This window comes from Pseudomonas sp. 5C2, from assembly GCF_034314155.1.
Taxonomy (GTDB): Bacteria; Pseudomonadota; Gammaproteobacteria; order Pseudomonadales; family Pseudomonadaceae; genus Aquipseudomonas.
Genome location: NZ_JAVIWH010000002.1, coordinates 1,905,505 through 1,928,354 on the forward strand (window position 1 = coordinate 1,905,505; position 22,850 = coordinate 1,928,354).

Annotated in this window: 21 protein-coding genes and 1 pseudogene; 6 read left to right on the top strand and 16 right to left on the bottom strand. The window is 57.0% G+C overall.

Features of this window, described 5'->3' with window-relative positions:
- Positions 1-13 precede the first annotated feature (13 nt).
- Positions 14-673 (bottom strand): TetR/AcrR family transcriptional regulator, encoded by a 660-nt coding sequence (locus RGU44_RS09405; protein ID WP_322178817.1) that lies wholly within the window; start codon positions 671-673, stop codon positions 14-16.
- Between the two features lie 135 nt (positions 674-808).
- Between RGU44_RS09405 and RGU44_RS09410 the strand changes: the two genes are divergently transcribed.
- The 3 genes from RGU44_RS09410 to RGU44_RS09420 all read left to right on the top strand — a co-directional run bounded on the left by RGU44_RS09410 (position 809) and on the right by RGU44_RS09420 (position 4,298).
- Positions 809-2,845: an NADH:flavin oxidoreductase gene (locus tag RGU44_RS09410; RefSeq protein ID WP_322178816.1), complete on the top strand. Its 2,037-nt coding sequence runs from the start codon at positions 809-811 to the stop codon at positions 2,843-2,845.
- 29 nt (positions 2,846-2,874) lie between these two features.
- Entirely contained in the window at positions 2,875-3,252 is a 378-nt protein-coding gene (locus RGU44_RS09415) for a cupin domain-containing protein (protein WP_322178815.1), read from the top strand.
- A gap of 104 nt (positions 3,253-3,356) precedes the next feature.
- A complete protein-coding gene (locus RGU44_RS09420) occupies positions 3,357-4,298 on the top strand; it encodes an IS5 family transposase (protein WP_322216835.1) in 942 nt (313 codons plus the stop codon).
- A gap of 390 nt (positions 4,299-4,688) precedes the next feature.
- Here RGU44_RS09420 and RGU44_RS09425 read toward each other — a convergent pair whose 3' ends face one another.
- On the bottom strand, positions 4,689-6,371 hold the full coding sequence (locus RGU44_RS09425) for a penicillin-binding protein 2 (protein ID WP_322216837.1): 1,683 nt from the start codon (positions 6,369-6,371) through the stop codon (positions 4,689-4,691).
- A 335-nt stretch (positions 6,372-6,706) separates the two neighbouring features.
- Here RGU44_RS09425 and RGU44_RS09430 point away from each other — a divergent pair.
- Positions 6,707-7,189, top strand: a pseudogene (locus RGU44_RS09430) (IS5 family transposase); the annotation flags it as partial.
- A gap of 64 nt (positions 7,190-7,253) precedes the next feature.
- Complete coding sequence (locus RGU44_RS09435; RefSeq protein WP_322216839.1) at positions 7,254-7,568, top strand: ATP-binding cassette domain-containing protein; 315 nt, start codon at positions 7,254-7,256, stop codon at positions 7,566-7,568.
- 70 nt (positions 7,569-7,638) lie between these two features.
- Here RGU44_RS09435 and RGU44_RS09440 read toward each other — a convergent pair whose 3' ends face one another.
- From RGU44_RS09440 to RGU44_RS09505, 14 genes are all read right to left on the bottom strand, one after another.
- Positions 7,639-8,262, bottom strand: a complete 624-nt coding sequence (locus RGU44_RS09440) for an NIPSNAP family protein (RefSeq protein ID WP_322216841.1) — start codon at positions 8,260-8,262, stop codon at positions 7,639-7,641.
- 135 nt (positions 8,263-8,397) lie between these two features.
- Positions 8,398-9,396 (bottom strand): 3-hydroxybutyryl-CoA dehydrogenase, encoded by a 999-nt coding sequence (locus RGU44_RS09445; protein WP_322178810.1) that lies wholly within the window; start codon positions 9,394-9,396, stop codon positions 8,398-8,400.
- On the bottom strand, positions 9,393-10,499 hold the full coding sequence (locus RGU44_RS09450; protein ID WP_322216843.1) for an NAD/NADP-dependent octopine/nopaline dehydrogenase family protein: 1,107 nt from the start codon (positions 10,497-10,499) through the stop codon (positions 9,393-9,395). The genes RGU44_RS09445 and RGU44_RS09450 overlap by 4 nt, the downstream gene beginning before the upstream one ends.
- Before the next feature lie 215 nt (positions 10,500-10,714).
- On the bottom strand, positions 10,715-11,896 hold the full coding sequence (locus RGU44_RS09455) for an alpha-hydroxy acid oxidase (RefSeq protein WP_322216846.1): 1,182 nt from the start codon (positions 11,894-11,896) through the stop codon (positions 10,715-10,717).
- A 140-nt stretch (positions 11,897-12,036) separates the two neighbouring features.
- Complete coding sequence (locus tag RGU44_RS09460; RefSeq protein ID WP_322178808.1) at positions 12,037-13,314, bottom strand: OprD family porin; 1,278 nt, start codon at positions 13,312-13,314, stop codon at positions 12,037-12,039.
- Between the two features lie 225 nt (positions 13,315-13,539).
- Entirely contained in the window at positions 13,540-14,040 is a 501-nt protein-coding gene (locus RGU44_RS09465) for a flavin reductase (protein WP_150632634.1), read from the bottom strand.
- Between the two features lie 19 nt (positions 14,041-14,059).
- Complete coding sequence (locus RGU44_RS09470) at positions 14,060-15,019, bottom strand: PDR/VanB family oxidoreductase (RefSeq protein ID WP_322216848.1); 960 nt, start codon at positions 15,017-15,019, stop codon at positions 14,060-14,062.
- 79 nt (positions 15,020-15,098) lie between these two features.
- Complete coding sequence (locus RGU44_RS09475) at positions 15,099-15,839, bottom strand: SDR family NAD(P)-dependent oxidoreductase (RefSeq protein ID WP_322216850.1); 741 nt, start codon at positions 15,837-15,839, stop codon at positions 15,099-15,101.
- 10 nt (positions 15,840-15,849) lie between these two features.
- On the bottom strand, positions 15,850-16,329 hold the full coding sequence (locus RGU44_RS09480; RefSeq protein ID WP_322178805.1) for an aromatic-ring-hydroxylating dioxygenase subunit beta: 480 nt from the start codon (positions 16,327-16,329) through the stop codon (positions 15,850-15,852).
- A 15-nt stretch (positions 16,330-16,344) separates the two neighbouring features.
- On the bottom strand, positions 16,345-17,619 hold the full coding sequence (locus tag RGU44_RS09485) for an aromatic ring-hydroxylating dioxygenase subunit alpha (protein WP_322216852.1): 1,275 nt from the start codon (positions 17,617-17,619) through the stop codon (positions 16,345-16,347).
- A gap of 53 nt (positions 17,620-17,672) precedes the next feature.
- Positions 17,673-18,206 carry a nuclear transport factor 2 family protein gene (locus tag RGU44_RS09490; protein WP_322216854.1) on the bottom strand — a complete coding sequence of 178 codons (534 nt, stop codon included), beginning with the start codon at positions 18,204-18,206 and terminating at the stop codon, positions 17,673-17,675.
- 16 nt (positions 18,207-18,222) lie between these two features.
- Positions 18,223-18,582: an IacB protein gene (locus RGU44_RS09495; protein ID WP_084317862.1), complete on the bottom strand. Its 360-nt coding sequence runs from the start codon at positions 18,580-18,582 to the stop codon at positions 18,223-18,225.
- A gap of 26 nt (positions 18,583-18,608) precedes the next feature.
- The gene (locus tag RGU44_RS09500) at positions 18,609-19,781 is read right to left on the bottom strand and encodes an acyl-CoA dehydrogenase family protein (RefSeq protein ID WP_322178802.1); all 1,173 of its coding nucleotides are present in this window, start codon (positions 19,779-19,781) and stop codon (positions 18,609-18,611) included.
- Between the two features lie 26 nt (positions 19,782-19,807).
- Positions 19,808-20,920 carry an amidase gene (locus RGU44_RS09505; protein WP_322216856.1) on the bottom strand — a complete coding sequence of 371 codons (1,113 nt, stop codon included), beginning with the start codon at positions 20,918-20,920 and terminating at the stop codon, positions 19,808-19,810.
- A 777-nt stretch (positions 20,921-21,697) separates the two neighbouring features.
- On the opposite strand from RGU44_RS09505, the gene RGU44_RS09510 reads away from it, so the two are divergent.
- On the top strand, positions 21,698-22,849 hold the full coding sequence (locus tag RGU44_RS09510) for an ABC transporter substrate-binding protein (protein WP_322178800.1): 1,152 nt from the start codon (positions 21,698-21,700) through the stop codon (positions 22,847-22,849).
- Position 22,850 lies beyond the last annotated feature (1 nt).

Genomic DNA, 22,850 nt, shown 5'->3' on the forward strand with positions numbered 1-22,850 from the left:
TCAGAAGTTGCGGTCAGTCAGGGGTTGGCGGTGAAACTTCATCCATCACATACCCATGGCGGGAGTAGAAGCGTTTCAATTCGCGATCCAGTGGTTCCTGGCCGGTGAATATCTTCACGTACTCTGGAATCCGCCGCATTCGCTCCCCGACATCCTCTCGGGTGTTGGTGCTGATATAGCCAATCTGCGTCAGGTAAATCGTTCGAGCCCGCACATCGGCGGCGTCAAATGCATAGTCGAAACGCACGAACATCCGGATAAGGGCTTCGCGCCGGGCAATGTCGGCCACCCGGATATGTTCGGCCACTTCGGCGGACTGCAAGGCCCAGCTGCGCATGGCAAATTCAAACTGAGAATCGAACAGGTCCGGGTTCAGCCAACAGTCGAAAACGTTGAGCATCGCCTCAGCAATGCTTTCGGCATAACACTCGGTCTGGGCGATCAGATTGCCAGTATTCTTCACCCGCCAGCGCTCGATCAATGCGACGAGCAGCTCTTCACGATCCTTGAAAAACCAGTAAAAACTGGTTCTCGACAGCCCCAGTTTTTTGGCCAGTGGCATCACCCGCACCGTGTCGACACCGCACTCGGTCAGGCTTTCATACGCTGCATCGAGCCACCCTTCCAGGGACCCTCTCCAGCCTGTTTCTACCGCTTTGGTTTGTTCGTTCATGACTAGATCCTAGTCGCTCACCCGATACCGCGCAAGTAAAATGTACACCTATGTCTATCTTGTTGACACAGGTGTACATTTCACCCTAACGTAATTTCAACTTAGGTCCTTGCCCTCTTCCGGAGAGTCTTGACGATGCTGAATGATCCGCTCCTCCAGCCCTATCAGTTGAAGCACCTGATTCTCAGAAACCGCATCATGACCACCGCCCACGAGCCGGCCTATCCCGTAGATGGCATGCCCAAGGACCTCTATCGCGCCTACCACGTTGAACGGGCGAAGGCTGGCGTGGCCCTGACCATGACGGCGGGGTCTGCTGCGGTTTCGCGAGACAGCCCACCGGTGTTCAACAACATCCTGGCCTACAAGGATGAGGTGGTCGGCTGGATGAGAGACCTCACCGACGCCTGCCACGAACATGGCGCGGCGGTCATGATCCAGTTGACCCACCTCGGTCGGCGCACACGCTGGGACAAGGGGGACTGGTTGCCCGTGGTGTCACCGTCATTCGAGCGCGAAGCCTCCCATCGCTCTTTCCCGAAGAAGATGGAAAACTGGGATGTGGAACGAATCATCAAGGACTATGCGGACGCCGCCGAGCGGATGAAAGCTGCGGGCCTGGATGGCATCGAACTGCAGGCCTACGGGCATCTGATGGATCAGTTCTGGTCGCCGCTGACCAACGACCTCGATGCCCCGTATGGCGGTTCCATCGACAACCGGCTGCGTTTTACCTTCGACATCCTCCGCGCCATTCGCCAGCGCGTCGGCCATGAGTTCATCGTCGGCGTGCGTTATACCGGCGACGAGCAAATGCCCGGCGGACTGACCCCGGCCGACGGTCTGGACATCTCCAGGCGCCTGAAAGACAGCGGCATGGTGGACTTTCTCAACGTTATCCGCGGCCATATCGACACCGACGCCGGCCTGACCGACGTAATTCCGATCCAGGGCATGCGCAACTCGCCGCACCTGGACTTCGCCGGAGAGATTCGCGCCGCCACCGACTTCCCCACCTTTCATGCGGCGAAAATTCCGGACGTCGCCACCGCCCGCCATGCCATCGCCTCGGGAAAGATCGACATGGTTGGCATGACCCGCGCGCACATGACCGATCCACATATCGTGCGCAAAATTATCGAGGGACGCGAAGAGGATATTCGCCCCTGTGTCGGAGCCAACTATTGCCTGGACCGGATCTACCAGGGCGGTGCGGCCTATTGCATCCACAACCCGGCCACCGGCCGTGAAACCACTATGCCTCATGACATCCCCAAGGCGGCGAGAAAACGCAAAATCGTGATTGTCGGTGCTGGTGTCGCCGGGCTGGAAGCGGCGCGAGTGGCGGCCGAGCGCGGTCATGAGGTAGTGGTATTCGAAGCCACCAACCAGGCCGGCGGCCAGGTTCGGCTCACTGCGCAATCGGAGCGGCGGCGGGAAATGATCAGCATCGTCGAGTGGCGCATGGCCCAGTGCATGGCCCGAGGTGTCAGCTTTCGTTTCAATACCTGGGCCGAGGCCAGCACTGTCCACGACGAAAACCCGGACGTGGTGATAATCGCCACCGGCGGCCTGCCCCACACCGAGATTCTCTCGGCAGGCAATGAGCTGGTGGTCTCGGCCTGGGACATTATCTCCGGGGATGTGAAACCCGGGCGCAATGTCCTGCTGTTCGACGACGCCGGTGATCATGCGGGCCTGCAGGCGGCCGAGTTCATCGCCCGAAGTGGCGCAAAAATCGAGATCATGACACCGGACCGGACCTTCGCACCGGAAGTCATGGCGATGAACCTGGTGCCCTACATGCGCTCACTGCAAGCGCTGGACACCACCTTCACCGTCACCTTCCGACTGCTCGCCGTCGAGCGCGAAGGTCAATATCTGCTGGCGATGATCGACAGTGACTACGGCAGTGCACGCAAGGTCCGGCGGGTCGATCAAGTGGTGGTCAACCACGGCACCCGACCGCTGGACGAACTGTACTTCGAATTGAAATCCGCCTCGAGCAACGGTGGCGTGGTTGAACATCAGGACCTGATCGTCGGCAACCCGCAACAGCTAGTGACCAACCCGGAGGGCAGATTCCAGTTGTTTCGCATTGGCGATGCGGTGGCTGCGCGTAACACCCACGCAGCGATCTACGATGCGTTGAGACTGGTCAAGGACTTGTAAACGAACCCGCTGCCCAAGTGAAGACAAACATGTCAAAAAATGAAACACCATTCTGGAGAATCGCTGGAAAACACGGCACTCACGGGCCGGTCGAAGGCTCTACCTATTACTCGTCTTCGGCTGATGATTGGCTGCCGACAACGGCTGAAGGTTTCTGGATCAAACCGCTGTTCGAGGACACCGAACGCGGTGAAAAGACCCTATTGATGAAAGTCGACGCAGGCGCTCATGTCGCCAGCCATACCCATAAAGGGGAGCTTGAACAACTGTTCGTACTGCAAGGCTCACTTTATGATCAGGATAGAACACTGAACGTCGGCGACTACTGTTGCCGGGCTCCGGACGCGGCACACAGTGCAGGGTCGGTACAAGGGGCTATTTTGATGGTGATTTATACCCGCCGGTGAACAGGAGCTGCATACGAAGGACAGAAAGCGTTAGGGAAACTCTGAAAAAGACTTCCAAATCTGGTGAAAAACGCCTGTCCCACGAACTGAACGGTTGAGCCCCGATGAAGCAAATGTCCTTCGCTGATGCCGAATACGCTGGCAAACGTAAGCAAACCCGCCGCGAGCGTTTCCTGATTGCATTGATCGAGCCGCATTATCCGAAGGGCGAAGGCGGTCGTCCGGCGTATCCGTTGATGGCCATGCTGCGGGTTCATCTGATGCAAAACTGGTTCGGCTACAGCGACCCGGCGATGGAAGAGTCCCTCTACGAAACCACGATTCTGCGCCAGTTTGCCGGGCTGCATTTGGATCGGATTCCGGATGAAACCACGATCCTCAACTTCCGCTGGCGGTTGGAAAAACATGAGCTGGCCGGTGGAATTTTGCAGGTCATCAACGGCTATTTGGGCGACCGAGGTTTGCTGCTACGCCAAGGTACTGTGGTCGATGCGACGATCATTCATGCGCCCAGTTCGACCAAGAACAAGGATGGTAAACGCGACCCCGAAATACACCAGACAAAGAAAGGAAATCAGTACTATTTCGGGATGAAATCGCACATCGGTGTCGATGCTGAATCCGGTCTGGTGCATAGCGTAGTGGGTACGGCGGCGAATGTGGCGGACGTGACTCAGGTCGATCAGTTGCTGCATGGCGAGGAAACTTACGTCTCTGGCGATGCCGGTTACACCGGCGTGGAGAAGCGTCCGGAGCATCAATACCGGCAGATGATCTGGTCGATCGCAGCGCGACCCAGTAGCTATAAGAAGCATGCAAAAAAGAGCCTGATCGGTCGCATACGCCGAAAAATCGAATACGCGAAAGCTCAAGTCCGGGCCAAAGTTGAGCATCCATTCCAGGTGATTAAGCGCCAGTTTGGTTATACGAAAGTCCGCTTCCGAGGCGTGGTGAAAAACACCGTACAACAGACCACACTGTTTGCCTTATCGAACCTGTGGATGATGCGAAAACGGCTGTTGAATGCAGGCGAGGTGCGCCTGTGATGCGGACAATTAGCCCTGAAAAGGTGTTATTCAGCAAAAAACAGCGAACTGAACTGAGAGGAGGAAAGGTCTGATTTTCGATTCAGTCGCCGTTTTTTGAACCTCAAACAGCGAGGCCGTTAAAAACGGCTGCTTACTTCAGACCCTCCCTAGTTGGCAGCTGATTTTGTCAGCCCGGGGCATGAGTCCCTCATGGGGCCTTTGGTGTCGCGGATTGAGGCCCATGGATCATGTATTGTGATGCCCTACGCACTCAAAAGCTCAACAGATATAAGGCTGTGATAGATCTCAACGAATGACTTTCATTGATAAAAAAGTGCCACCCTGATGAACGTCGGGTATGTTCGCTTCTACCTAATGTCAGGCCGTCGCAAAACGTTCTGTGTCAAATCAACCCTGGACTGCTGGTAGAGTCTGGCTTTGATCACTCTGTACATTTCTGATGCGAAGCACGTCCTCTAAAACCTCCTTGAAAATAGGTGCTGCAATAGCTCCTCCGAAGTAACCTTTAGCGGTGGGCTCATCCACCAAAACAGCCATGATGAACTCAGGTGCATTGGCCGGTGCAATACCCACGAACATGGCTCTGTATGCGTTGTTTTGATATCCGCCTCTGGACGCCTTGCGTGATGTTCCGCTTTTTCCGGCAATTACATAACCTTTGATTGCTGCGCGCTTTCCTCCTGCCCCAGGCCCATCAACTGCGTGCACCAGCATTTCCAGAATCATGTTCGCGACCTCCGGTTTCATGACGTTTCGGGGTGGATGAGCTTCGTTTTTTATTATCGATAATGGAATCAGGTCTCCATTATTTGCAAAAACGGTATAGGCCTGAACCAATTGAGCCAAATTGACCGACAAACTGTATCCGTATGAAAGGCTCGCAGTGGCTATATCCGACCATGCTGTCCTAGTTGGAACAGAACCAACACTTTCTCCAGGAAAAAAGACGGAGGTGCTATTTCCGAATCCCAGGTCAAGTAGCATTTGAGAGATGATTTTTCCACCTGTTGGTATTGCGATTTTACTCATGCCAACATTAGAGGATCGACGAATGATACCTGCTAGATCTAACTGATCATCCCTTCCCACATCACGAATAGTATAGCCATTGATCTTAACAAAACCTGGCGCTATCTGAATCATAGCGTTTTTGTCAACGATACCTGCCGTTAACACGGCGGCCATGCTGAATGGTTTTATTACTGAACCCGGCTCATACACATCAGTAAATACACGATTTCGAATCACATTCGGGCTAAAGCTTTTTCGAGAATTAGGATTGAATGAAGGCACTGTGGATATCGCCAGTATCTCTCCTGTTTTTGCGTGTATAAGAATTGCGCTCACAGACTGGGCTTTATTATATACAAGTGCTTTCCATAGCGCTTTTTCAACGTAGTATTGCAGGGTGGAGTCTATTGTCAGGTATACATTTTTTCCAGGAGTCAGGGGCTTGTGAACAAGGATTTCTCTTGTGACGCGCTTGTGTAAGTTCAAGGTGAGCTCTTCAAGGCCAAACGCTCCTGAAAGTCGCTGATCATACATTAGCTCAATGCCTTCGATGCCTTTCTGGTCAATATTGGTAAAGCCTAACGTCTGAGCTAACATCGATGATTGGGGGTAGAATCGCTTGTACTCTTTTCGCTCATAAACTCCGAAAATAGACAAGGCTTCTACCTTTTTCGCGGTCTCTGGAGAAACCCTTCTTGCTAAATAGGCGAACGATTTTCCTTGGGTATTCAATTTCAAATAGCTAATTCGTGAAGCATCAATATTAAGATGCTCGCTTAATAATTCTACTTGCTGTTTTGTTGGAGAAAATTGTTTAGGGTTAACCCATATTGTGCTTACGGGGGTAGAGACCGCCATGGGCTGATTGAATCGGTCAAAAATGGTGCCGCGAACTGGAATTGTCTCAATTAGGCGCGTAGATCGTTTGCGGCCTTCGTCGTTTAGAAACTCATGAGAAAAAATAGAAAGATAGGTAATTCTCGCCATAAGGACTATCGCTAGAGAGCAAAAAATAACTAAAACCGTCATAAATCTCGGATTTCGCGTTAGGAGGCTCATGTAGGTTTCCTGATTTATTCGTGCGACGGCAAATCAGCCTAACGAACTTGTGGTTTTTTTGCTTTGTAATATCCAGAAACAGCTTCGTATATTAATATCCATGTAAAAGGTTTATTTTTTGTTGATCTCTATGTTGAAGTTTTGATGTTATGTTTTTTTGCTCTCTCTCCAAAAAAACATAACAATTGGTGGCTAGCCGGATGTTGAGCATTTGCGTCCGACCTACCATGAGGCCTATTTGCGACGTGGCAAGTACCCCACAGCATGCTAGGGATTCTCCGAACAAGTCCTCAAATGTGCTGGAATACACCCTCACCACCTGACCTGAGCCTCGCATGAGTCAGATGGGCTTTTCCGATTTCAAATATGCAGGCAAGCGCAAGCAAACCCGTCGTGAACGCTTCCTTGCCGAAATGGATCAGGTGGTGCTCTGGAGTGGTTTGTTGGGGTTGATCGAACCGTATTACCCGAAGGCTGGTGGTGGCCGTAAACCGTATCCGCTGGAGACCATGCTGCGCATTCATCTGCTGCAAAACTGTTTCGCCCTGAGCGACCCGACCATGGAAGAAGCGCTCTATGAAATCACCCCCATGCGCCAGTTTGCCCATCTCACGCTGAGTGCGCCGATCCCTGAAGACACTGCGATCATGAACTTCCGGCACCTGCTGGAGAAACACCCGCTGACGCCTGCGATTCTAGCCGTCATCAACGGTTATTTGCAGGAAAAAGGTCTTTCCCTGCGTCAGGGCACTATTGTCAACGCCTCGATTATTCACGCGCCCGGCTCGACCAAAAACGAGGAAGGCAAACGCGACCCAGGGTAAGTAGGACCTGGCACGAATCTACCAGTTGTTTCCACGGTTATAGGAACGCCAGGATCAGTTGTCGAAAACCCTCTCTGGTGACGAACAGCAGATCATGGTGGTCGCCCGCGCCCTGTTGACCAACCCGCAATTGTTGATTTTCGACGAGACAACCGAAGGCTTGGCGCCGATCATTCGCGGAACCATCTGGAGTTGCCTGGCGAGCTTGAAAGCCGAAGGCGAGGCGATTCTGGTCACCTACAAGAACCTCAAGGAAATGGCCCGGGCGGTCGACTGCCATCACATCATCGAAAAGGGCCGACAGGTTTGGCACGGTACGCAAGTGCAACTGGCCGAAACACCAGAATTATCCTGGCGCTACTTGGGCGTCTGAAACCCAAGGCTCGTGGTGCGACGTTCCCCTTCTGGGGGAACGGCCTTGCTCACAAAGGGTTCGGCAAATCTCATTGTAGTGGCGAAAAGCCCGCAGGCAGGTAGATCGTCGAATGCATGTCGCGCAGTTGCGGGCCTGAATTTTCCGGCGGCCAGACGCCGTCCTGTACGGCACGTGCGCGCACGTCCAGTCGTTGTTCGAGTGAGGCGTAAGGCCAGATGTGCAGGTAACGCGGCAGTTGACCGTCAGTGGCGTAGAAGGCGGCATACACCTGGGAGTACTGCGCGTCTGTTCGTGGCCCTACGGCTTTTTCCCAGCCCTTGAGCGTGGGAGCCAGGCCCGATGGCATGAGGTCGTAGACGCGAAGTTCATAGAACGGCCCGTGGCACCCGGCAGACAGTGGCTGGATAAAGGGAAACAACGTGTAGCTTTCCACGCGCATGTCCGTCAGATACGCCTCGATGCCAAACACGTCGGCACTCGACAGATAACGTTCGCGCTCAGCCTGGCGAGACGCCTCGTCGACAAAACCACGCAACACCGCGATCTGATTCAGCGGGCCGATTTCCGACGCCCAGCAGCCGACCAGTTTCACTGCGGCGTCATCGACGGCCAGTCGCTGCTCCAGACAAGCCATGGCAGTGGCAACAGTGCGCACCCGCACGGTGAACGTGATCAATTCGTACAGTTTCATGACAACCTCGATTCAGGACCAGACAAATGCATGGATGACCTGCATCCACCACGGAAAAACCGACGCAGCCATAACGGCGCGCCGGTTGTGCAACCAAGTCGTGAAGCTGTCGCGATCACACGTCAGCTTCCGCGCTCAGGACGTTGCCACGCCACCGTTGAACACCGGCGACAGCCCCATCAACTCAAGCTTGCGGGTGAACTCACCCAGCCTCTGCAGTTTGTAGGCCTCCAAGTCAACGTCCTGGTAATCATAAAAACCCTGACCTTCGCGCAGCCCGTTCCGCCCTTGCGCCATGTTCTCGGCAATGACTTTGGGTGGCAGGAAACGTGGATCGATGGCTTCAGCCAGGTAATGGGAGGCATAGAACAGAATGTCGCCGCCGCCCCAGTCGATAAACTCAAGCATCCCCAGCACGGAGAAACGCAGACCGAAACCAACGCGAATCGCGGTGTCGATGTCCTCGGCACTGGCCACCCCCTCCTCGACCATTCGCGCCGCTTCATTCATCGCCAGTGCCTGGATTCTCGGCACGATGTAACCGGCTGCCGGGGAGCATTGCACGGGCACTTTGCCGATGCGCTTGAGCAATGCCATCAGGCGTTGCACCACCTGCGGGCAAGTGTCCTTGCTGCGGCTGACTTCGACCAGCGGCATCAGGAGCGCCGGGTTCAGCCAATGGGCATTGACGAAGCGTTGCGGGTGCGTGACCAATGCCGCCAGCTGCGTCACCAGAAAGGTCGATGTCGTCGATGCAATCATCGTTTCATCGCCACACGCAGCACTCAGCCAAGCGAACGTCAGGGCCTTGAGTTCAAGCACTTCAGGCACGGCTTCGAACACGACAGCGGCACTGTGCAAATCGTCGCCACTGCCTTCGCGATCACTCAAGCGTAAATGGCTCATCGCCTGTTCGACTTGTGCCGGATCGAGTGATCCCAAACGCGCAAGCGTTGCCAGTTCGCCGCGCAAGTGGCCCTCGATCTGGCGGAAGTAGCGGTCCTGCGCCACGGGCTCGCGTTGTTTGATATCGATCAGGGTCACCGGCAGTCCGGCGAACATGAACGCTAAAGCAATGCCCTCGCCCATGCGCCCCGCGCCGACGATACAGATGCGTTGCGGATCGGCGCTCATGCCTGCAACCCCTGGTTCATGCACTGCGCCATTTCGCTGCGGCTCAGTTGATCCAGCCCGAGGTTTTCCAGGGTTCGACCCTCGGCGTACAGGTCGATGCCACTGACCACGGCGGCCAGGTTCAACAGGCCCTGAGCGACCGGTGTCGGCACGCCGGCCCAGCGCCCAACCGACACTAGAAACGACAAGCCCAGTCGTGTGTCTTCAAGCATGTAGCGGTGCTTTTGCAGGTCGATGTCTTCACGCCAATCGCCGCTATCGGTCAGTTTGCCGTGAGCGCCGCGACCGTACATCCACTCATCGCCGTCGGTGGCGTAATGATCAGCCAGCGGGAAATGCGGTGCGCCATAGCCCAGTGCTTCACGAACGGCGATACGCTCGGCGTCGAGGGCATTGGTCACGCGACGAATCGAAGGTACAGTCCCTTCGTTGTGAATGCCCCACGTCTCGAAATGCTCAAGTGGACCCGCGTTCATAAGGATCAACGGCGGATGAATGATTGGCCCGGCGTTCATCAGCGCGCCGCTGAGTGCATCTTCGATCGGTTCGACGCTGGGGTAAGCCTCGCGCAATACGGCGAACGCCGACTCGCTCAAACGACTCGGAAAAACTCCGGTCGGCAGACGGGTCGCGTAGCCGCTGATCACCACCTGGTTATCGCCATGCTTACGCGCCAGATAGGGCAAGGTGCCGGTCTCCGCAAACGCCACCTCGCTGTGATTCCCCGCCTTCGCCATTGCCTGGGCGAACATCATGCTGCCAAACGTCCCCGGCGGCAGGAACACCACTTGCCCGTCGCGCAACAAGGGAGCCAGTTCGCTGGCAAGGGCTTCGTGGGAGGTCGACGGCAAGGCAATGACCAACAACTGAGCATCGGCCACGGCCTGTGCCAGATCGGCCGTCAAGGTCAGGGCATCCCCGACCTGCCCCAGGCTCAAGCGTCGTTCGCCACGAAAGTCGCGCACGAGCAGATGGCCGAGGCCTTGCAGTTTTTCCAGCGCGGCACTGTCTCGGCGCCACAACCGCACCGAATGGCCTTTCTCCGCCAACTCTATCGCTGCCGCGTAGCAACCGTGACCGCCGCCGATAACACTGATATTCATGAAAGCACTCCTGTAGAAGAGCCTCGATCCTAGCAACGGCCCCGGCGAGCCACTGCGCGAAACGCGCAAGCGTCATTCCGATTCTGCAACGCAATAGACTGGTCGAGTGCGACCACGATCAGTGTGGGAGCGGGCTTGCTCGCGAAGGGGCCGGTACATTCAACATTGATTTCGTCTGACACGCCGCCATCGAGTAAGCTCGCGCCCACAAATGCTCAAGCGCGTCGTCGCTCGAACACGCTGTCGCCGTCAAGGTGGTTTAGGTGGGTGCAGCCCATCAGGTTCATGGTCCGCGCCAGTTCTTCCGTCAATACGTCCAGCGCCCGGCCAGCACCGTCTTCACCTGCCACCGCCACGCCGTAAAGGGTGGAGCGCCCTAGCAGCACGGCATCGGCCCCCAGCGCGAGCGCTTTGACGATGTCGCTGCCACGCCGGATCCCGCCATCCAGCAGCAGGCTGAGTTTGCCTTTCGCCTGAGGCGCGATGGCCGCCAGTGCATCGAGGCTGCCGAGGGCACCGTCCAGTTGGCGGCCGCCGTGATTGGACACCACCACACCGTCAAGCCCGAGGGCGATGGCTCGCTCCACATCGGCCGGATGCAACACGCCCTTGAGCAACAGCCGCTCGCCCCATTGATCACGCAAACGCGCCAGCATGTCCCAATCGAGCAAGGTGTCCATCTGCTTGCCGACAAACGCCATTGATCCCAAGGGATTGCGCTCACTCGGCGGCAAGTAAGGTTCAAGGTTGCCCATGCCAGGCAGCCCCGATGGCCACATCACTTGCTTGAGCCAACGCGGGTGACGGACAACGTCAAACTTGTTGCGCCATGTCAGCTGTCGCGGCCTGGCGAAACTGCGTCGGTCCCACTCGCGATTGCCTAGCACCATCGCATCACAGGTCAACACCAGAGTCCGGCAACCGACAGCGGCGGCGCGCTGCAACAGGTTTTTTTGCACCGCCGGATCGCGCATGGCGTACAGCTGAAACCACAGGTCGACATCAGGCGCCGCCGCGACGAGGTCTTCAAGTGAAGTGTTGGACGCGGTGCTCAGGCTGAACGGCAAACCACGTGCCGTTGCAGCCTTGGCCAAGTGAATGTCGGCATCGCGGTGCAACAGACCGTTGTAGCCCGTCGGCCCGATCAGCATCGGCATTGGCAGCACCTTGCCGAACAACGCGCGAGACGTGTCGGGCGCATGGCAGGGCACCATGGCTCTGGCGTGCAGGCCATAAGCACTGAACGCGTCGAGATTATCCTTGAGCGTCAATTCGGCTTCCGCGCCGCCGCTGAGGTATTCCCAGACGAAGTAAGGCACGCGTCGCCGAGCCATGTCGGCCAGTTCGGCAATGCTGTGCACACGATTCAAGTCAGAACCGGTATAGAAACGACGCATAGGTCATCCTCGTAGGGCGGATAAAAACCGCTGCGAAAAAAAGCCCGGAAGGAGCGATCCGGGCAAAGGAAAACCAGTGTTGAAAAACCTTTGCCCGATGCGCGGGCAACCCGGAAGCCGCGAACGGCTCCCGGGGGATTTCAGAACTTCCAGGTGTAGGTGGTGATCAGGCGGTTCTCCTGATAGTCCGCACCCGACGCACTGCCATTGCCATAACGCGTCTTAACGTCAATGCGGCGCCATTCGAAACCCACATCTTTGAGCGGACCGCTTTGCACCACATAGCCGAGCACGATGTTGCGTTCGCTTTCGACGTTTTGGTCGAGGGCATTGTTGCCCCGGTCGACACCCGTGCCGCGCATGTAACGCGTCATCAATTTCAGACCCGGCAAACCGATGCCCGCGAAGTTGTAGTCATAACGCAATTGCCAGGAGCTTTCGTTCGGCTTGACGAACGCCACTGTCGACCAGTTCACCAAGTAAGGCTGCGGTGCATAGCCGTTGAGCGTCGGGAATGTCGACTCGCCAAGCATGCGCTGATAGCCGACACCGAAAGCATGGGCACCCTTCTTCAGGGTCGTCATGATCCCGTAGGACCTGTTGTCGATGTCGCCGTATAACGCCTTGCCGTCCTCGCTGTTATTGAAGTAACGGAGGTCGGTCTTCACGCCGTAACCGGCCCCCAGATCATGGTTATAAGTCAAACCGAGATAGTGTTGTTTGTAGATATCTTCCAACTGGCCGAAGAAGTAAGTGCCGGACAAGTTCGGCGTAAACGCATACGTGGCGCCCCCAAAGTTCAAACCGTCACTGCGACGTTTAACGTCGGGCCCATTGAACAAGTACATCTTCTCGGTATTGGAAGACTCCCGGGAGCTGATCTCGGTAAAACGGCCACCGGTCAGCGTCAGGTTGTCCACGTCTTTCGATTCGAGCTGCACGCCGTGATAGGTGGTGATTAATTGCCGGGAGTCGTCGATGTAAGCCACCGGCAACGTCGGTCGAAGTTCACCTATCTTGAGTTCGGTTTTGTTGTAACGAACCTTGCCGGTCAGCGCCGCACGGCCATAGTCCCGGACTTGTTCGCCCTTGCTGGTGTCGTACGGAATGATGCTGTCCGGACCACGGCCACCGCCGCCGTCCAGGCGATAGGCGTACTGCGCCGAGAGGTCCAGGCCAAACTGTAGCGTGCCTTCGGTGTAACCCGAGATCGCCCGAAAATCGAAGCCTTGGGTCCAACTGCCGATCCGCGATTGCGGCGCATCATGCTGTTTGAAATCGCGGTCGATATAGAAGTTGCGCATCCCCAGACTGACTTGGCTGTCGTCTACGAAGTCAGCCTGCGCAACCACAGGTGTGAAGATCCCCATCACGGCCGCGGTGGTGACGCCACGGCTTACCCAGCTCTTCTGGAACATCAAACTTTCCTTCTTTTTTACATGCACGAAGGCACGACTAGTGGAAGCAGATCAATTCAGCAAAATGTAACTTTGGCAGTCAATCCGCAGTATTGTTTTTATAACCACTTACTGCAAAAAAGTCGTAACTCAGTCGTTCGCCAGAACAGCGAAAACCGCTTTATAGTTATTTTAAACACTCAACGATCATGGAAAGTCTTATCGTTTTTTTGGGGCAATTCAACATCAGGAAGTTGCTTTAGAGGCATCCCCCAAACGGTGGTAGGCGCGATTGAAATACACCAGGCCTTCCTGGCTGTCGCCATTACGGATGCCCAATACTTCGCAATAGAAAATTGTGTGCGATCCCACTTCATGAGCCTGGGCGATACGGCAGTCGAAACTGACCAGTGACTCATCAAGCAACGGCGCACCGCTCTCCAGGGTGCTCCATGATGCGCAGGAAAAGCGCTGTTCGGTATCGAGATTGCGGTTGGAAAAAGCCCCCGACACCTCCTGATGCCCAGGGGTCAGCACGTTGACGCTCAGCACACCGTTGCTCTTGAAATGCACGTTGGAAAACGACGAGCGATTCATGCACACCAACAGCGTCGGTGGCTGGTCAGTCACGCTGCACACCGCCGAAGCGGTAAACCCGAAACGACCCGCAGGACCATCGGTGGTGATGACCGAAACCGCGCCACCAAGCATTGCCATTGAGTTACGAAATCCAGTTGTATCGACCATGGTCTTACCCTCCGGTCTATCAGATATCCAGCACCAGTTTCTTGGACTTGGCCCGGGAACAGCAAACCAGAATCTGGTCATTGGCAGATTTTTCGTCATCCGTGAGATAGATGTCGCGATGATCCGGTTCGCCTTCGATAACGTCGCACAAGCACGTGCCGCAAACGCCTTGCTCACACGACACTTCAATCTTGATGCCCACGGCAGTCAGCGCATCGACGATGCTCTGGCCCTCGGCAACCTGTACGGTCTTGCCGCTGCGCTGGGCGACCACTTCGAAACCGGCGCCCGAAGCGTCGACTTCGACCTGGAAGTATTCGCGGTGCACATGATCGTCGGCGTACCCCGCTTCCAGGACCTGGGCAATGACCCAGTCCATGAAACCGGCCGGTCCGCAGACATACACGTGTACGCCAGCTTGTGGAGTGCCCAGCACTTTTGGTAGGTCGAGTTTCTGGTCGGCGGCTTCGTCGTCAAAGTGGGTGTTCAACCGCGACGCAAACGCAGCGTTACCCAGCTCCTCGAGAAAGGCGCTGCGGCTGCGTGAACGACCGCAATAATGCAGTTCGAAATCGCTGTCGCGGGCATTCAGCGCGTAAGCCATGGCCACCATCGGGGTGATGCCGATACCGCCGCCGATCAGGATCGAACGCCTGGCATCGCTGGACAGCGGAAAGTGATTGCGTGGCAGGCTGATCTCGATTTCACGACCTTCCTGTAGCAGTTCATGCACCGCCACCGAACCGCCACGCGAGGCGGGATCCTTGAGTACGCCCAAGCGATAGGCGCCTGCGTTGGCCGGATCACCGCACAGCGAATACTGGCGAACCAGACCGGTCTTGAGGTGGATATCGATATGCGCGCCCGCCTCGAAGGCGGGCAAAGGCTGTCCCGTCGGATCACTCAGATCCAGTACGACAACACCTTCGCCCTGTTCTTCGCGCTTGCGCACGACGACTTTCAATAATTGATCGCTCATACAGGACCATCCCGATTTCGTTGTAAGGGGGCGCATCTGGGCACCCCCGACTGCTTTTTCAAACCGTGTAACCGTGGACTCAGCGCATGAAGATCCCGCCGTTCACATCCCAGGTCGCCCCGGTGGTGAAGTAGGCGTCTTCGCTGGCCAGTTGCACGATCAGCTTGCCGATGAACGCGGCGTTACCCAATTGCTTGACCGGGATCGCCTCTATCAGTTTTTCCAGGCGCTCGGGCGGCACGGCGGCGCGCACCGCCGGCGATTCGATAGGGCCCGGGGCGATAGCGTTGACCGTGACACCGGACGCCGCCAGCTCCTTGGCGAAGATCTTGGTCAAGGTAATGATGGCGCCCTTGGATGCGGCGTAATGCGCGCCGGTTGCGGTGCCGCCGTTCTGCCCGGCCAGGGAAGCCATGTTGATGATCCTCCCGTAACCCTGGGCCGCCAGATAGCTGCCGAACACCTGGCAGCCGACAAAAGTGCCGCGCTGATTGACGCTCACAACACGGTCGAACTCTTCCGGGCTGATCTGCATCACCGGTGTGGTCATGGTCATCGCAGCGTTGTTCACCACCACCTGCAATTCACCCCAATGCGCCACGACGGCCGCCAGCGCGTCTTCGAAATCGGCCTTCCTCGATACATCGAGCTTAAGCGCCAGGACCCGTTCACCCGTGGCATCGAGTTCAGTGGCGGTGACCTGTGCTGATTCCAGCGAACGGTCGCTGATCACGACCCGATAGCCGGCGTTCAGCAGTTGCTCGGCAATACTTTTGCCCAGCCCCAGGGCCGCGCCGGTGACCAATGCAACCTGTGTCATGGCAACGTCCTCAGAGGATGTAGCCGATACCGGCGAGGGTATCGGTGGAGTTGATCAGCTGGATCACCTTGCGCTGAATCTTGAAACTGTCACCGCTGCGCACCAGTTCAAACGTGACATCGGCGGTGTACTGCTTGAGCACATCCTTGCGGAACTCACGCAGGTTCTGCGCACAACGCACGGTGACAATTCCGTCTTCATCTGAAAGCACGCGAAAGCGCGACTGACTGCGCACGGTGCGTGCCCGCGGGGTGGTCGAAATCGATTCGCCGCTGGTCAATCGGGTGACACGCAACTGACGCATGTGGTGATCATCGTAGGCGTAGTTCAGGGTGTTCTCGAAGTCGGTTTCCAGCGGATCGATCGGGATGATGTAGGTCGCGTTCTCGGTCCACAGATCGAGCCAGTCGACGAAATCGCCGTGATCGAGCATGTCCGCTTCCTGCCAGATGAAAGCGCTGACTTGGTTGAGCAATTGCAGGTTGTTCATGGTGTTCTCCGTCACTCAGGCCGACATCATCTTTTTCCACTGCTGGTAACCAGCGCGCATGCCGGTCTCGGCGCTCACATCGCTCACCCGCCCATCTTCGGATGCCTTTTCACCCGGCAAGCCGCGGTTGAGCATGATCCACAGATCAGTGCCGGCACTGGCGCCGCGCTGTACGCGCTCCCAGGCTTCGGAATCGTCCGGAGTACCAAAACCCATCGGGCCCTGGAAGTGCTCATGCAGACGCAGACGATAACGGTTGGCCACCGCCGGGCCACCGTCCATGGTGATGACGGCGTGATGGATTTCGGTTTCGTTCACCGCGATCGGTTGCAACACCCGGAAGAACGCCATGGAACAAGCGATGTTCGGGAACAGGTTGAGGTTGAAGCCCGAACCGCCGACCGCACGCACGATGCGACGGACCGATTCTTCGTCCTGGCCTTCGGCGCGCAACTGCGCGGCCAGGTCTTCGAAACGCTCAGGGATCGGCAAGTCGAGGTTGGCTTCCAGGTCGACCAGGTCAGGGATCATCACCATCACGCTGTGTCCGTTGCCGAGGTCTTCGACGTAGCCCGGTCCTTCGACGAAGTCGAAGAGCTCCAGAGTCTGTTCATCCACGGACGACAGGAACGACTTGTGCACCAGCGGGAAGTGGTAGGCGTCGGTGGTGTTTTCCAGCTGGATCTTCCAGTTGCCGGGGAAGCGGAAGCGGTGCTCTCCACCCACTTTGACCGGGTAGCCGGCGCCCTGCTTCATGAACAGGTCGATCCACTTCTTTGCCGGGCCGAGGAAGTCAGCGAGGGGCTCGATGTCATCCTTGAAGGTGGCGAAGATCATGCCGTTGTATTGCTCGACACGCAGGCTGACCAAAGGCAGTTCGCCCTTGTCCAGGCAATCGGCGTAGCTTTCCGGGTGCGGCACACCGCGCAAGCTGCCATCCAGGGCATAGCTCCAGCCGTGATAAGGGCAGACAAAACTGTTGGTCTTACCCTTCTTGTGTTCGCACACCGTTGCGCCACGATGGCGGCAGCGGTTGAGCAACACATGCACTTCTTTCTTGCGGTCGCGCACGACGATCACCGGCTGCTTGCCGATATAGGTGCTCTTGTAGCTGCCGGACTCCGGGATCTCACTCCCGTGAGCGACCCAGATCCAGGTGCTGTAGAAAATCTTGTCCAGCTCCTGATCGAAGATCTTGCCGTCGGTGTACAGCGACGTGTGAACGCGGTCATGCAGGACCAGATCGGAAGGACTGGCGTCGAGCGTTACGGTGTTTATCAGGTTACTCACGATCACTCCTCGTCGGCATTATTCGCCGACTCTAAGAATTCTGGGTGTTACTTTCAGGACTGGCCGGACTTACCAGGTACGGGCAGGTGCGCGGCATTGTTCCAGGTGTCTACCGGTCGGCTGAACAGGTTCTCGGTCTGAAAATGCGCCATGTGCCACTGCCCTTTTTTCTGGGCGAACCGCACGGTCAGGCGGGCGCTGTTGAGGTGCGAGGCACCCGAGGCAAAGGTCGAAGTCTGCAACATCACCCAACTGGCATCTGCGGTCTCACCGCTGACCCGGATCAGTTCCGAGGTCAGGAAGTGCACGTTCAGCGAAAAGTGCGCCGGTTCGACCATGTAGGTTGCGAACATCGCTTTGATCGCCTCACGCCCGTGGTAACCGCCAAAGCTATTCTGGTACTTGGCACCCTTACCTTCCCAGATCGCCTGCTCGGTGAACAACCCGGCCAGTTCCTCGAGCGGGGAATCCACGCCCAGCTCGTCGCACAAAGACATGTAGCGATTCATGCAGGCGCGGATCGCGTTCTCGCTTTCCAACTGCTCGAGCCGCTGTTCCAGTGCGCGCAAATGCTCTTGTGATGACATGGCGACTTCTCTCGACTCAGCGCTGGATGATCAGTTCGCGACCGGTACGGGCCTCGACCTTGCAATACTTCCAGAGTTTGTAAGGGCCATTGCCGACATCCGTGGTGCGAAACAGATTGCAGGCGGCGTGGACGGTTTCGATGTCGGGTACATCGGCCAGCAAGTAAGTCGTCCAGGGCCAGCCGGCAGACGGGCCGACCATGCTCTGATCGTCGTCCATGTTGCCCAGCACGGTGACGCCTGGCAGGTCGGCGATGCCGTTCCACATGGCGCCGAAAGCGGCCCAGACTTCCAGCGCTTCAGGACGCGGAGCATCGAAAAAGTTTTGGTTGATGCCTATGCAGAACAAAACTCGCAGGGCTTTTTTATCGGTCATGGGGTTCACCAATCAGTAGGAAAAAATTACAGGTAGCCAGGCAGCGGCTTATTGCCGAAGAAGATCGCGCCCGCGTTCTGGTAGGTCATATCGCCCATGAAGGCGTGCTGGGTAATGACTTGGGTGTCGTTGACAAAACGCGACAGAGGACTGGTGCGGTACACCCCGCTCATTCCCGATAGCATTTGCGCGGTGCGCGCAACATCGGCGGCGACACGCGTGGCGTGGGTCGAAGACAAGCGCAGCATATTGGTCTGCTCGACGCTCACCGGGTCGCCGGCCAGAACGCTGGTCCAGGCATCGTCGATGGACTGGTAGAACCACGAACGTGCAGCGCGCAGCGACGCTTCGGCCTTGGCCATCTCGACCTGGGCCAGCGGCCGGTCGGACAACGACGGCGCACCGGTCACGGAGATTCGGCCACTGGCCATGCCGCTCAACTCATCAAGTGCCGCACGAGCAACGCCCAGGCCAACCACAGACAACACCTGTGTGGCGAACGACAGTGACGGATAGCGGAAGAACGGCTCGTCAAGACTCGATGGACCGCCGCGTACGAAGGTCCACTCCTCCGGCACCACCACGCCTTCGACGACGACATCATGGCTACCAGTGCCGACCAGGCCGACGACATTCCAGGTTTCCTCGATTCTGACCTTTTCCCGAGGCATCACCGCCAGTCGTGGCAGGCCGAGCATCTCGCCATTTTTCGGGCTGATACCCACGCCGATGAGCGACGCGCCCATGCAACCGCTGGAAAATTTCCAGCGCCCATTGACCTCCAGGCCACCGTCAACAAAGGATGCAGGCTGCGGAGGGAAGATCCCGCCGGCGAACACCACGTCAGGCGAATCGGCATAGATTTTCTTGATGGTTTCCAGCGGCAACGCCGCCAGGTAAACCGGGCTCATACCGAAGCTGGCGACCCAACCGGCGGAGCCATCGGCGAACGAGATATCTTCCACCATCTGGCAAAACTCGGCCGGCGAACGCTCGTCGCCGCCGAAGCGTTTGGGCACCAGAGCCCGATAGACGCCGAGCTTGCGGAACTGCTCGATAACGTCCTGCGAGATGAATTTTTGTTGGTCGAATTCTTCGCTTCGAGCACGCGCACGAATCTCGACCAGCAGTTTCTGAAACGCTTCATTCGCCGTGATCGGCACGCAGCGCTGGTGATTCAGCTCGCTTGGCGCAGTCATGGGTTTCTCCATAGTAAGCATCACGATTACTCTTCCAGGCGCCGGACCAGTTCGCGGGCGACTGCACACAGCAGTTCGTCCGCGCCATGGGCGGCAATGAGTTGAAGGCCGACCGGAAGTCCCGAGGCGCTTTCCAGAGGAATGCTCAGAGCCGGATGACCGGAAAGGTTGAAAGCACGCACCAGGGAGGTCATGCCCAGGGCGGCGCGAGTGTCGGCCGCGTCGGCGACCAGCAACGGGAAGTCGGGCATGGTCGGCATGGCCAGAATCGGGGTGATGGCCAAGGCTGCGTCCACTTCTGCGATAAACGCGCGACGGATGATTTCGGCTTCTTCAACGGACTCGGCCGTGGTCAGACTGGCCGCGCGCAGACGGTCGGCGACATCGCTGCCAACCCGACCGGTTTGCAGAAGATGGCCACACGCTGCCCAGGTTTCGGCGTTGATGATCACCATGCCGGCGTCATACGCGGCGGCCATGCCAGGCAGCTTCTGCTCAAGTAACTTGAAGCGCGAACGGCCCAGCGCCTGGTTCACCACCGAGTGGATTTGTTCGTTGGCCTCTACCGCGACCACGCCGATAGCAAGATGCTCAGGCACCGGGATGGAGGCGAACGAGGGATCAATGATGTGCATCGCTTCAATCAAGCGTTCCATATCCCGTGCCAGGGGACCTACGCAATCGAGGGTACTGCGCGCAGGCATCACACCCTGACGGCTGACACGACCAAAGGTTGGCTTGAGACCAAATACACCACAGCACGCCGCTGGAATCCGTACCGAACCGCCGGTATCGGTGCCCAGCGCGAAGTCGCAAAGGCCTGCCGCCACCGCAGCTGCCGAACCACTGGAAGAGCCGCCCGGTATATAGCCCGGATAGCGCGGATTGGAGGCCGTGCCAGTCCATGCGTTGAGGCCGGTGGTGCCGAATGCCAATTCATGCAGGCTGGTTTTACCGGTGATCCGGCAGCCCGCATCCAGAACAGACTGGACCACGCGTGCATGTTCGCCTGCCGCCGGCGCATCGGCCAGGGCGCTGCTTGAAGCGCGGGTCGGATAGCCGGCGATATCGATGGTGTCTTTCACCATGACCGAAAGGCCATTCCCTCCTAAGGCTAAATCCTCAACAACGATCGACATGTTCTTTACCTGCTCGTTATGTGTCACCAGAACGGATGACCTCGGCACGAGGGCCGGGGAAAACGCTTAAATCTAAAATCGTAATATTTACGTGAAATGTCAATTGAATTTTACCAAATAAAAGAGTGTGTATTTTCGGTGCAGACTTTCTCTTTTCGCACCAACGGCGTGCAGTTTGGTAACACTGCCGTAAAAACGAAAAATCCTGAATATTTTATATTTTTACCTTATAAATCAGTTAGTTAATTGTATTTAACGAACAGAAAGCATCGAAACATTCAGAAAAATATTGAGCAGAGGCCTCGCTGAAAAAGCAAACAGGAAAAAATAAATCAGCCCAAAAATTACAGCCAAAAACAGCGTAAAAAATCACTGTTTTTTGATTTTATTATCAGGTGGTTTTTGGTCATTTGAGCGCTTCCTTGATCCAGATCAAAGCTTTGTTTGATATGGCGTGCTGCGGGTTTTTCCCGCCCTTAACATGCCCCACTGCCAGCCCTTCGGATCACCTTGGCCGGCCCGCCTCAAAGCGTTCGCATCAGGCATCGCAGTAACGGCTTTCTGCCTTGCACCGAAAAATTTCTGGCATGCAATCTGCTTTTGCCCTCTTCGCCTTCGACCGATCGCTCATGGTCGAGCAGCACCCTGATGGCTCGGTAACAAACCATGGGTGTCGCCACAGTTCGATAACTAAAACAGGGCCGTACTCGCACCACGTCGTGGTCGGGAAGGCTGGCCATTAGCCTTTTGCAGCGTTGCAACTCTTCGGAGAAAGTCATGCTTTTCAGAAAAGCCGTGCCCACGTTGTTGTTGAGTGCCGCCTGCGCCGCCGCTGCGCAGGCGGATGTGAAAGTCGGTGTCATTACCTCCTCCACCGGACCGATCGCACTGGTCGGACTACCACAGAAAAACACCGTGCCGTTGCTGCCGACCCAGGCCGGCGACCAGGTGGTGAAATACATTTCTCTGGATGATGCGAGCGACCCGACCGCTACGGTGAAGGCGCTGAAGAAGCTGATCGACGAAGAAAATGTCGATGCCATCATCGGCCCGAGCGGCTCGCCCAACGCCATGGGCGTGATCCAGTTCGTCGCCGAGGCAGGCGTGCCATTGCTGGCACCGGTCGGCACCGCTGCAGTGGTGCTGCCAATGACCGAGCAGAAGAAATGGGTATTCAAGACCACGCAGAACGATGACCTGATCGCCAAGGCGCTGTTCGAACACATGGCTAAAAAAGGCGTGAAAACTCTCGGCTTCATCGGCACCGGCGACCCTTATGGCGAGAACTGGGCCAAGGTCATGGCCGGCCTGGCAGCGCAGCAGAATATCAAGGTCGTGGCCAACGAGCGCTTTCAGCGCCAGGACACTTCGGTCACCGGGCAGAGCCTGAAAATTCTCGCCACCCGCCCCGATGCAGTGCTGGTCGCAGCGCCGGGCAGTTCGGCGGTGATGCCGCAGACCACCCTGTTCGATCAGGGCTATCGCGGCCAGGTCTACCAGACCCACGGCGCGGCGCTGCAAGACTTCCTCAAGCTGGGCGGCAAGAAAGTCGAGGGCACCATTCTGGCGGCCAGCCTGATGCTGGTACTGGATGAAATCCCGGACAGCCATCCTTCGAAGAAAATCGCCAGCAACTACACCACGGCCTACGAAAAGCTCAACGGCAGCAAGCCGGCGACCTTCGGCGGGAACACCTTCGATGCCGGTCTGCTGCTACAGCAGGCGATCCCGATTGCAGCCAAAAAAGCGGCACCGGGCACTCCCGAATTTCGTGCAGCCCTGCGTGATGCGCTTGAGCAAAGCCACGAACTGGCCGGCACCCAAGGCGTTTACAACATGACGCCTCAGGACCACAGCGGCTTCGACGAGCGCGGTCGCGAATTGATCGTGGTGAAGAACGGCAACTGGATGTTGTTGCACGACAACTGAT

Coding starts and splice junctions, on each gene's coding strand:
- RGU44_RS09450 (WP_322216843.1), bottom strand. CDS start 10,499: ATGAATATCAGTGTTATCGGCGGCGGTCACGGTTGCTACGCGGCAGCG.
- RGU44_RS09440 (WP_322216841.1), bottom strand. CDS start 8,262: ATGAAACTGTACGAATTGATCACGTTCACCGTGCGGGTGCGCACTGTT.
- RGU44_RS09420 (WP_322216835.1), top strand. CDS start 3,357: ATGAAGCAAATGTCCTTCGCTGATGCCGAATACGCTGGCAAACGTAAG.
- RGU44_RS09455 (WP_322216846.1), bottom strand. CDS start 11,896: ATGCGTCGTTTCTATACCGGTTCTGACTTGAATCGTGTGCACAGCATT.
- RGU44_RS09510 (WP_322178800.1), top strand. CDS start 21,698: ATGCTTTTCAGAAAAGCCGTGCCCACGTTGTTGTTGAGTGCCGCCTGC.
- RGU44_RS09500 (WP_322178802.1), bottom strand. CDS start 19,781: ATGACTGCGCCAAGCGAGCTGAATCACCAGCGCTGCGTGCCGATCACG.
- RGU44_RS09415 (WP_322178815.1), top strand. CDS start 2,875: ATGTCAAAAAATGAAACACCATTCTGGAGAATCGCTGGAAAACACGGC.
- RGU44_RS09410 (WP_322178816.1), top strand. CDS start 809: ATGCTGAATGATCCGCTCCTCCAGCCCTATCAGTTGAAGCACCTGATT.
- RGU44_RS09465 (WP_150632634.1), bottom strand. CDS start 14,040: ATGGTCGATACAACTGGATTTCGTAACTCAATGGCAATGCTTGGTGGC.
- RGU44_RS09505 (WP_322216856.1), bottom strand. CDS start 20,920: ATGTCGATCGTTGTTGAGGATTTAGCCTTAGGAGGGAATGGCCTTTCG.
- RGU44_RS09405 (WP_322178817.1), bottom strand. CDS start 673: ATGAACGAACAAACCAAAGCGGTAGAAACAGGCTGGAGAGGGTCCCTG.
- RGU44_RS09460 (WP_322178808.1), bottom strand. CDS start 13,314: ATGTTCCAGAAGAGCTGGGTAAGCCGTGGCGTCACCACCGCGGCCGTG.
- RGU44_RS09470 (WP_322216848.1), bottom strand. CDS start 15,019: ATGAGCGATCAATTATTGAAAGTCGTCGTGCGCAAGCGCGAAGAACAG.
- RGU44_RS09490 (WP_322216854.1), bottom strand. CDS start 18,206: ATGTCATCACAAGAGCATTTGCGCGCACTGGAACAGCGGCTCGAGCAG.
- RGU44_RS09475 (WP_322216850.1), bottom strand. CDS start 15,839: ATGACACAGGTTGCATTGGTCACCGGCGCGGCCCTGGGGCTGGGCAAA.
- RGU44_RS09445 (WP_322178810.1), bottom strand. CDS start 9,396: ATGAGCGCCGATCCGCAACGCATCTGTATCGTCGGCGCGGGGCGCATG.
- RGU44_RS09425 (WP_322216837.1), bottom strand. CDS start 6,371: ATGAGCCTCCTAACGCGAAATCCGAGATTTATGACGGTTTTAGTTATT.
- RGU44_RS09495 (WP_084317862.1), bottom strand. CDS start 18,582: ATGACCGATAAAAAAGCCCTGCGAGTTTTGTTCTGCATAGGCATCAAC.
- RGU44_RS09480 (WP_322178805.1), bottom strand. CDS start 16,329: ATGAACAACCTGCAATTGCTCAACCAAGTCAGCGCTTTCATCTGGCAG.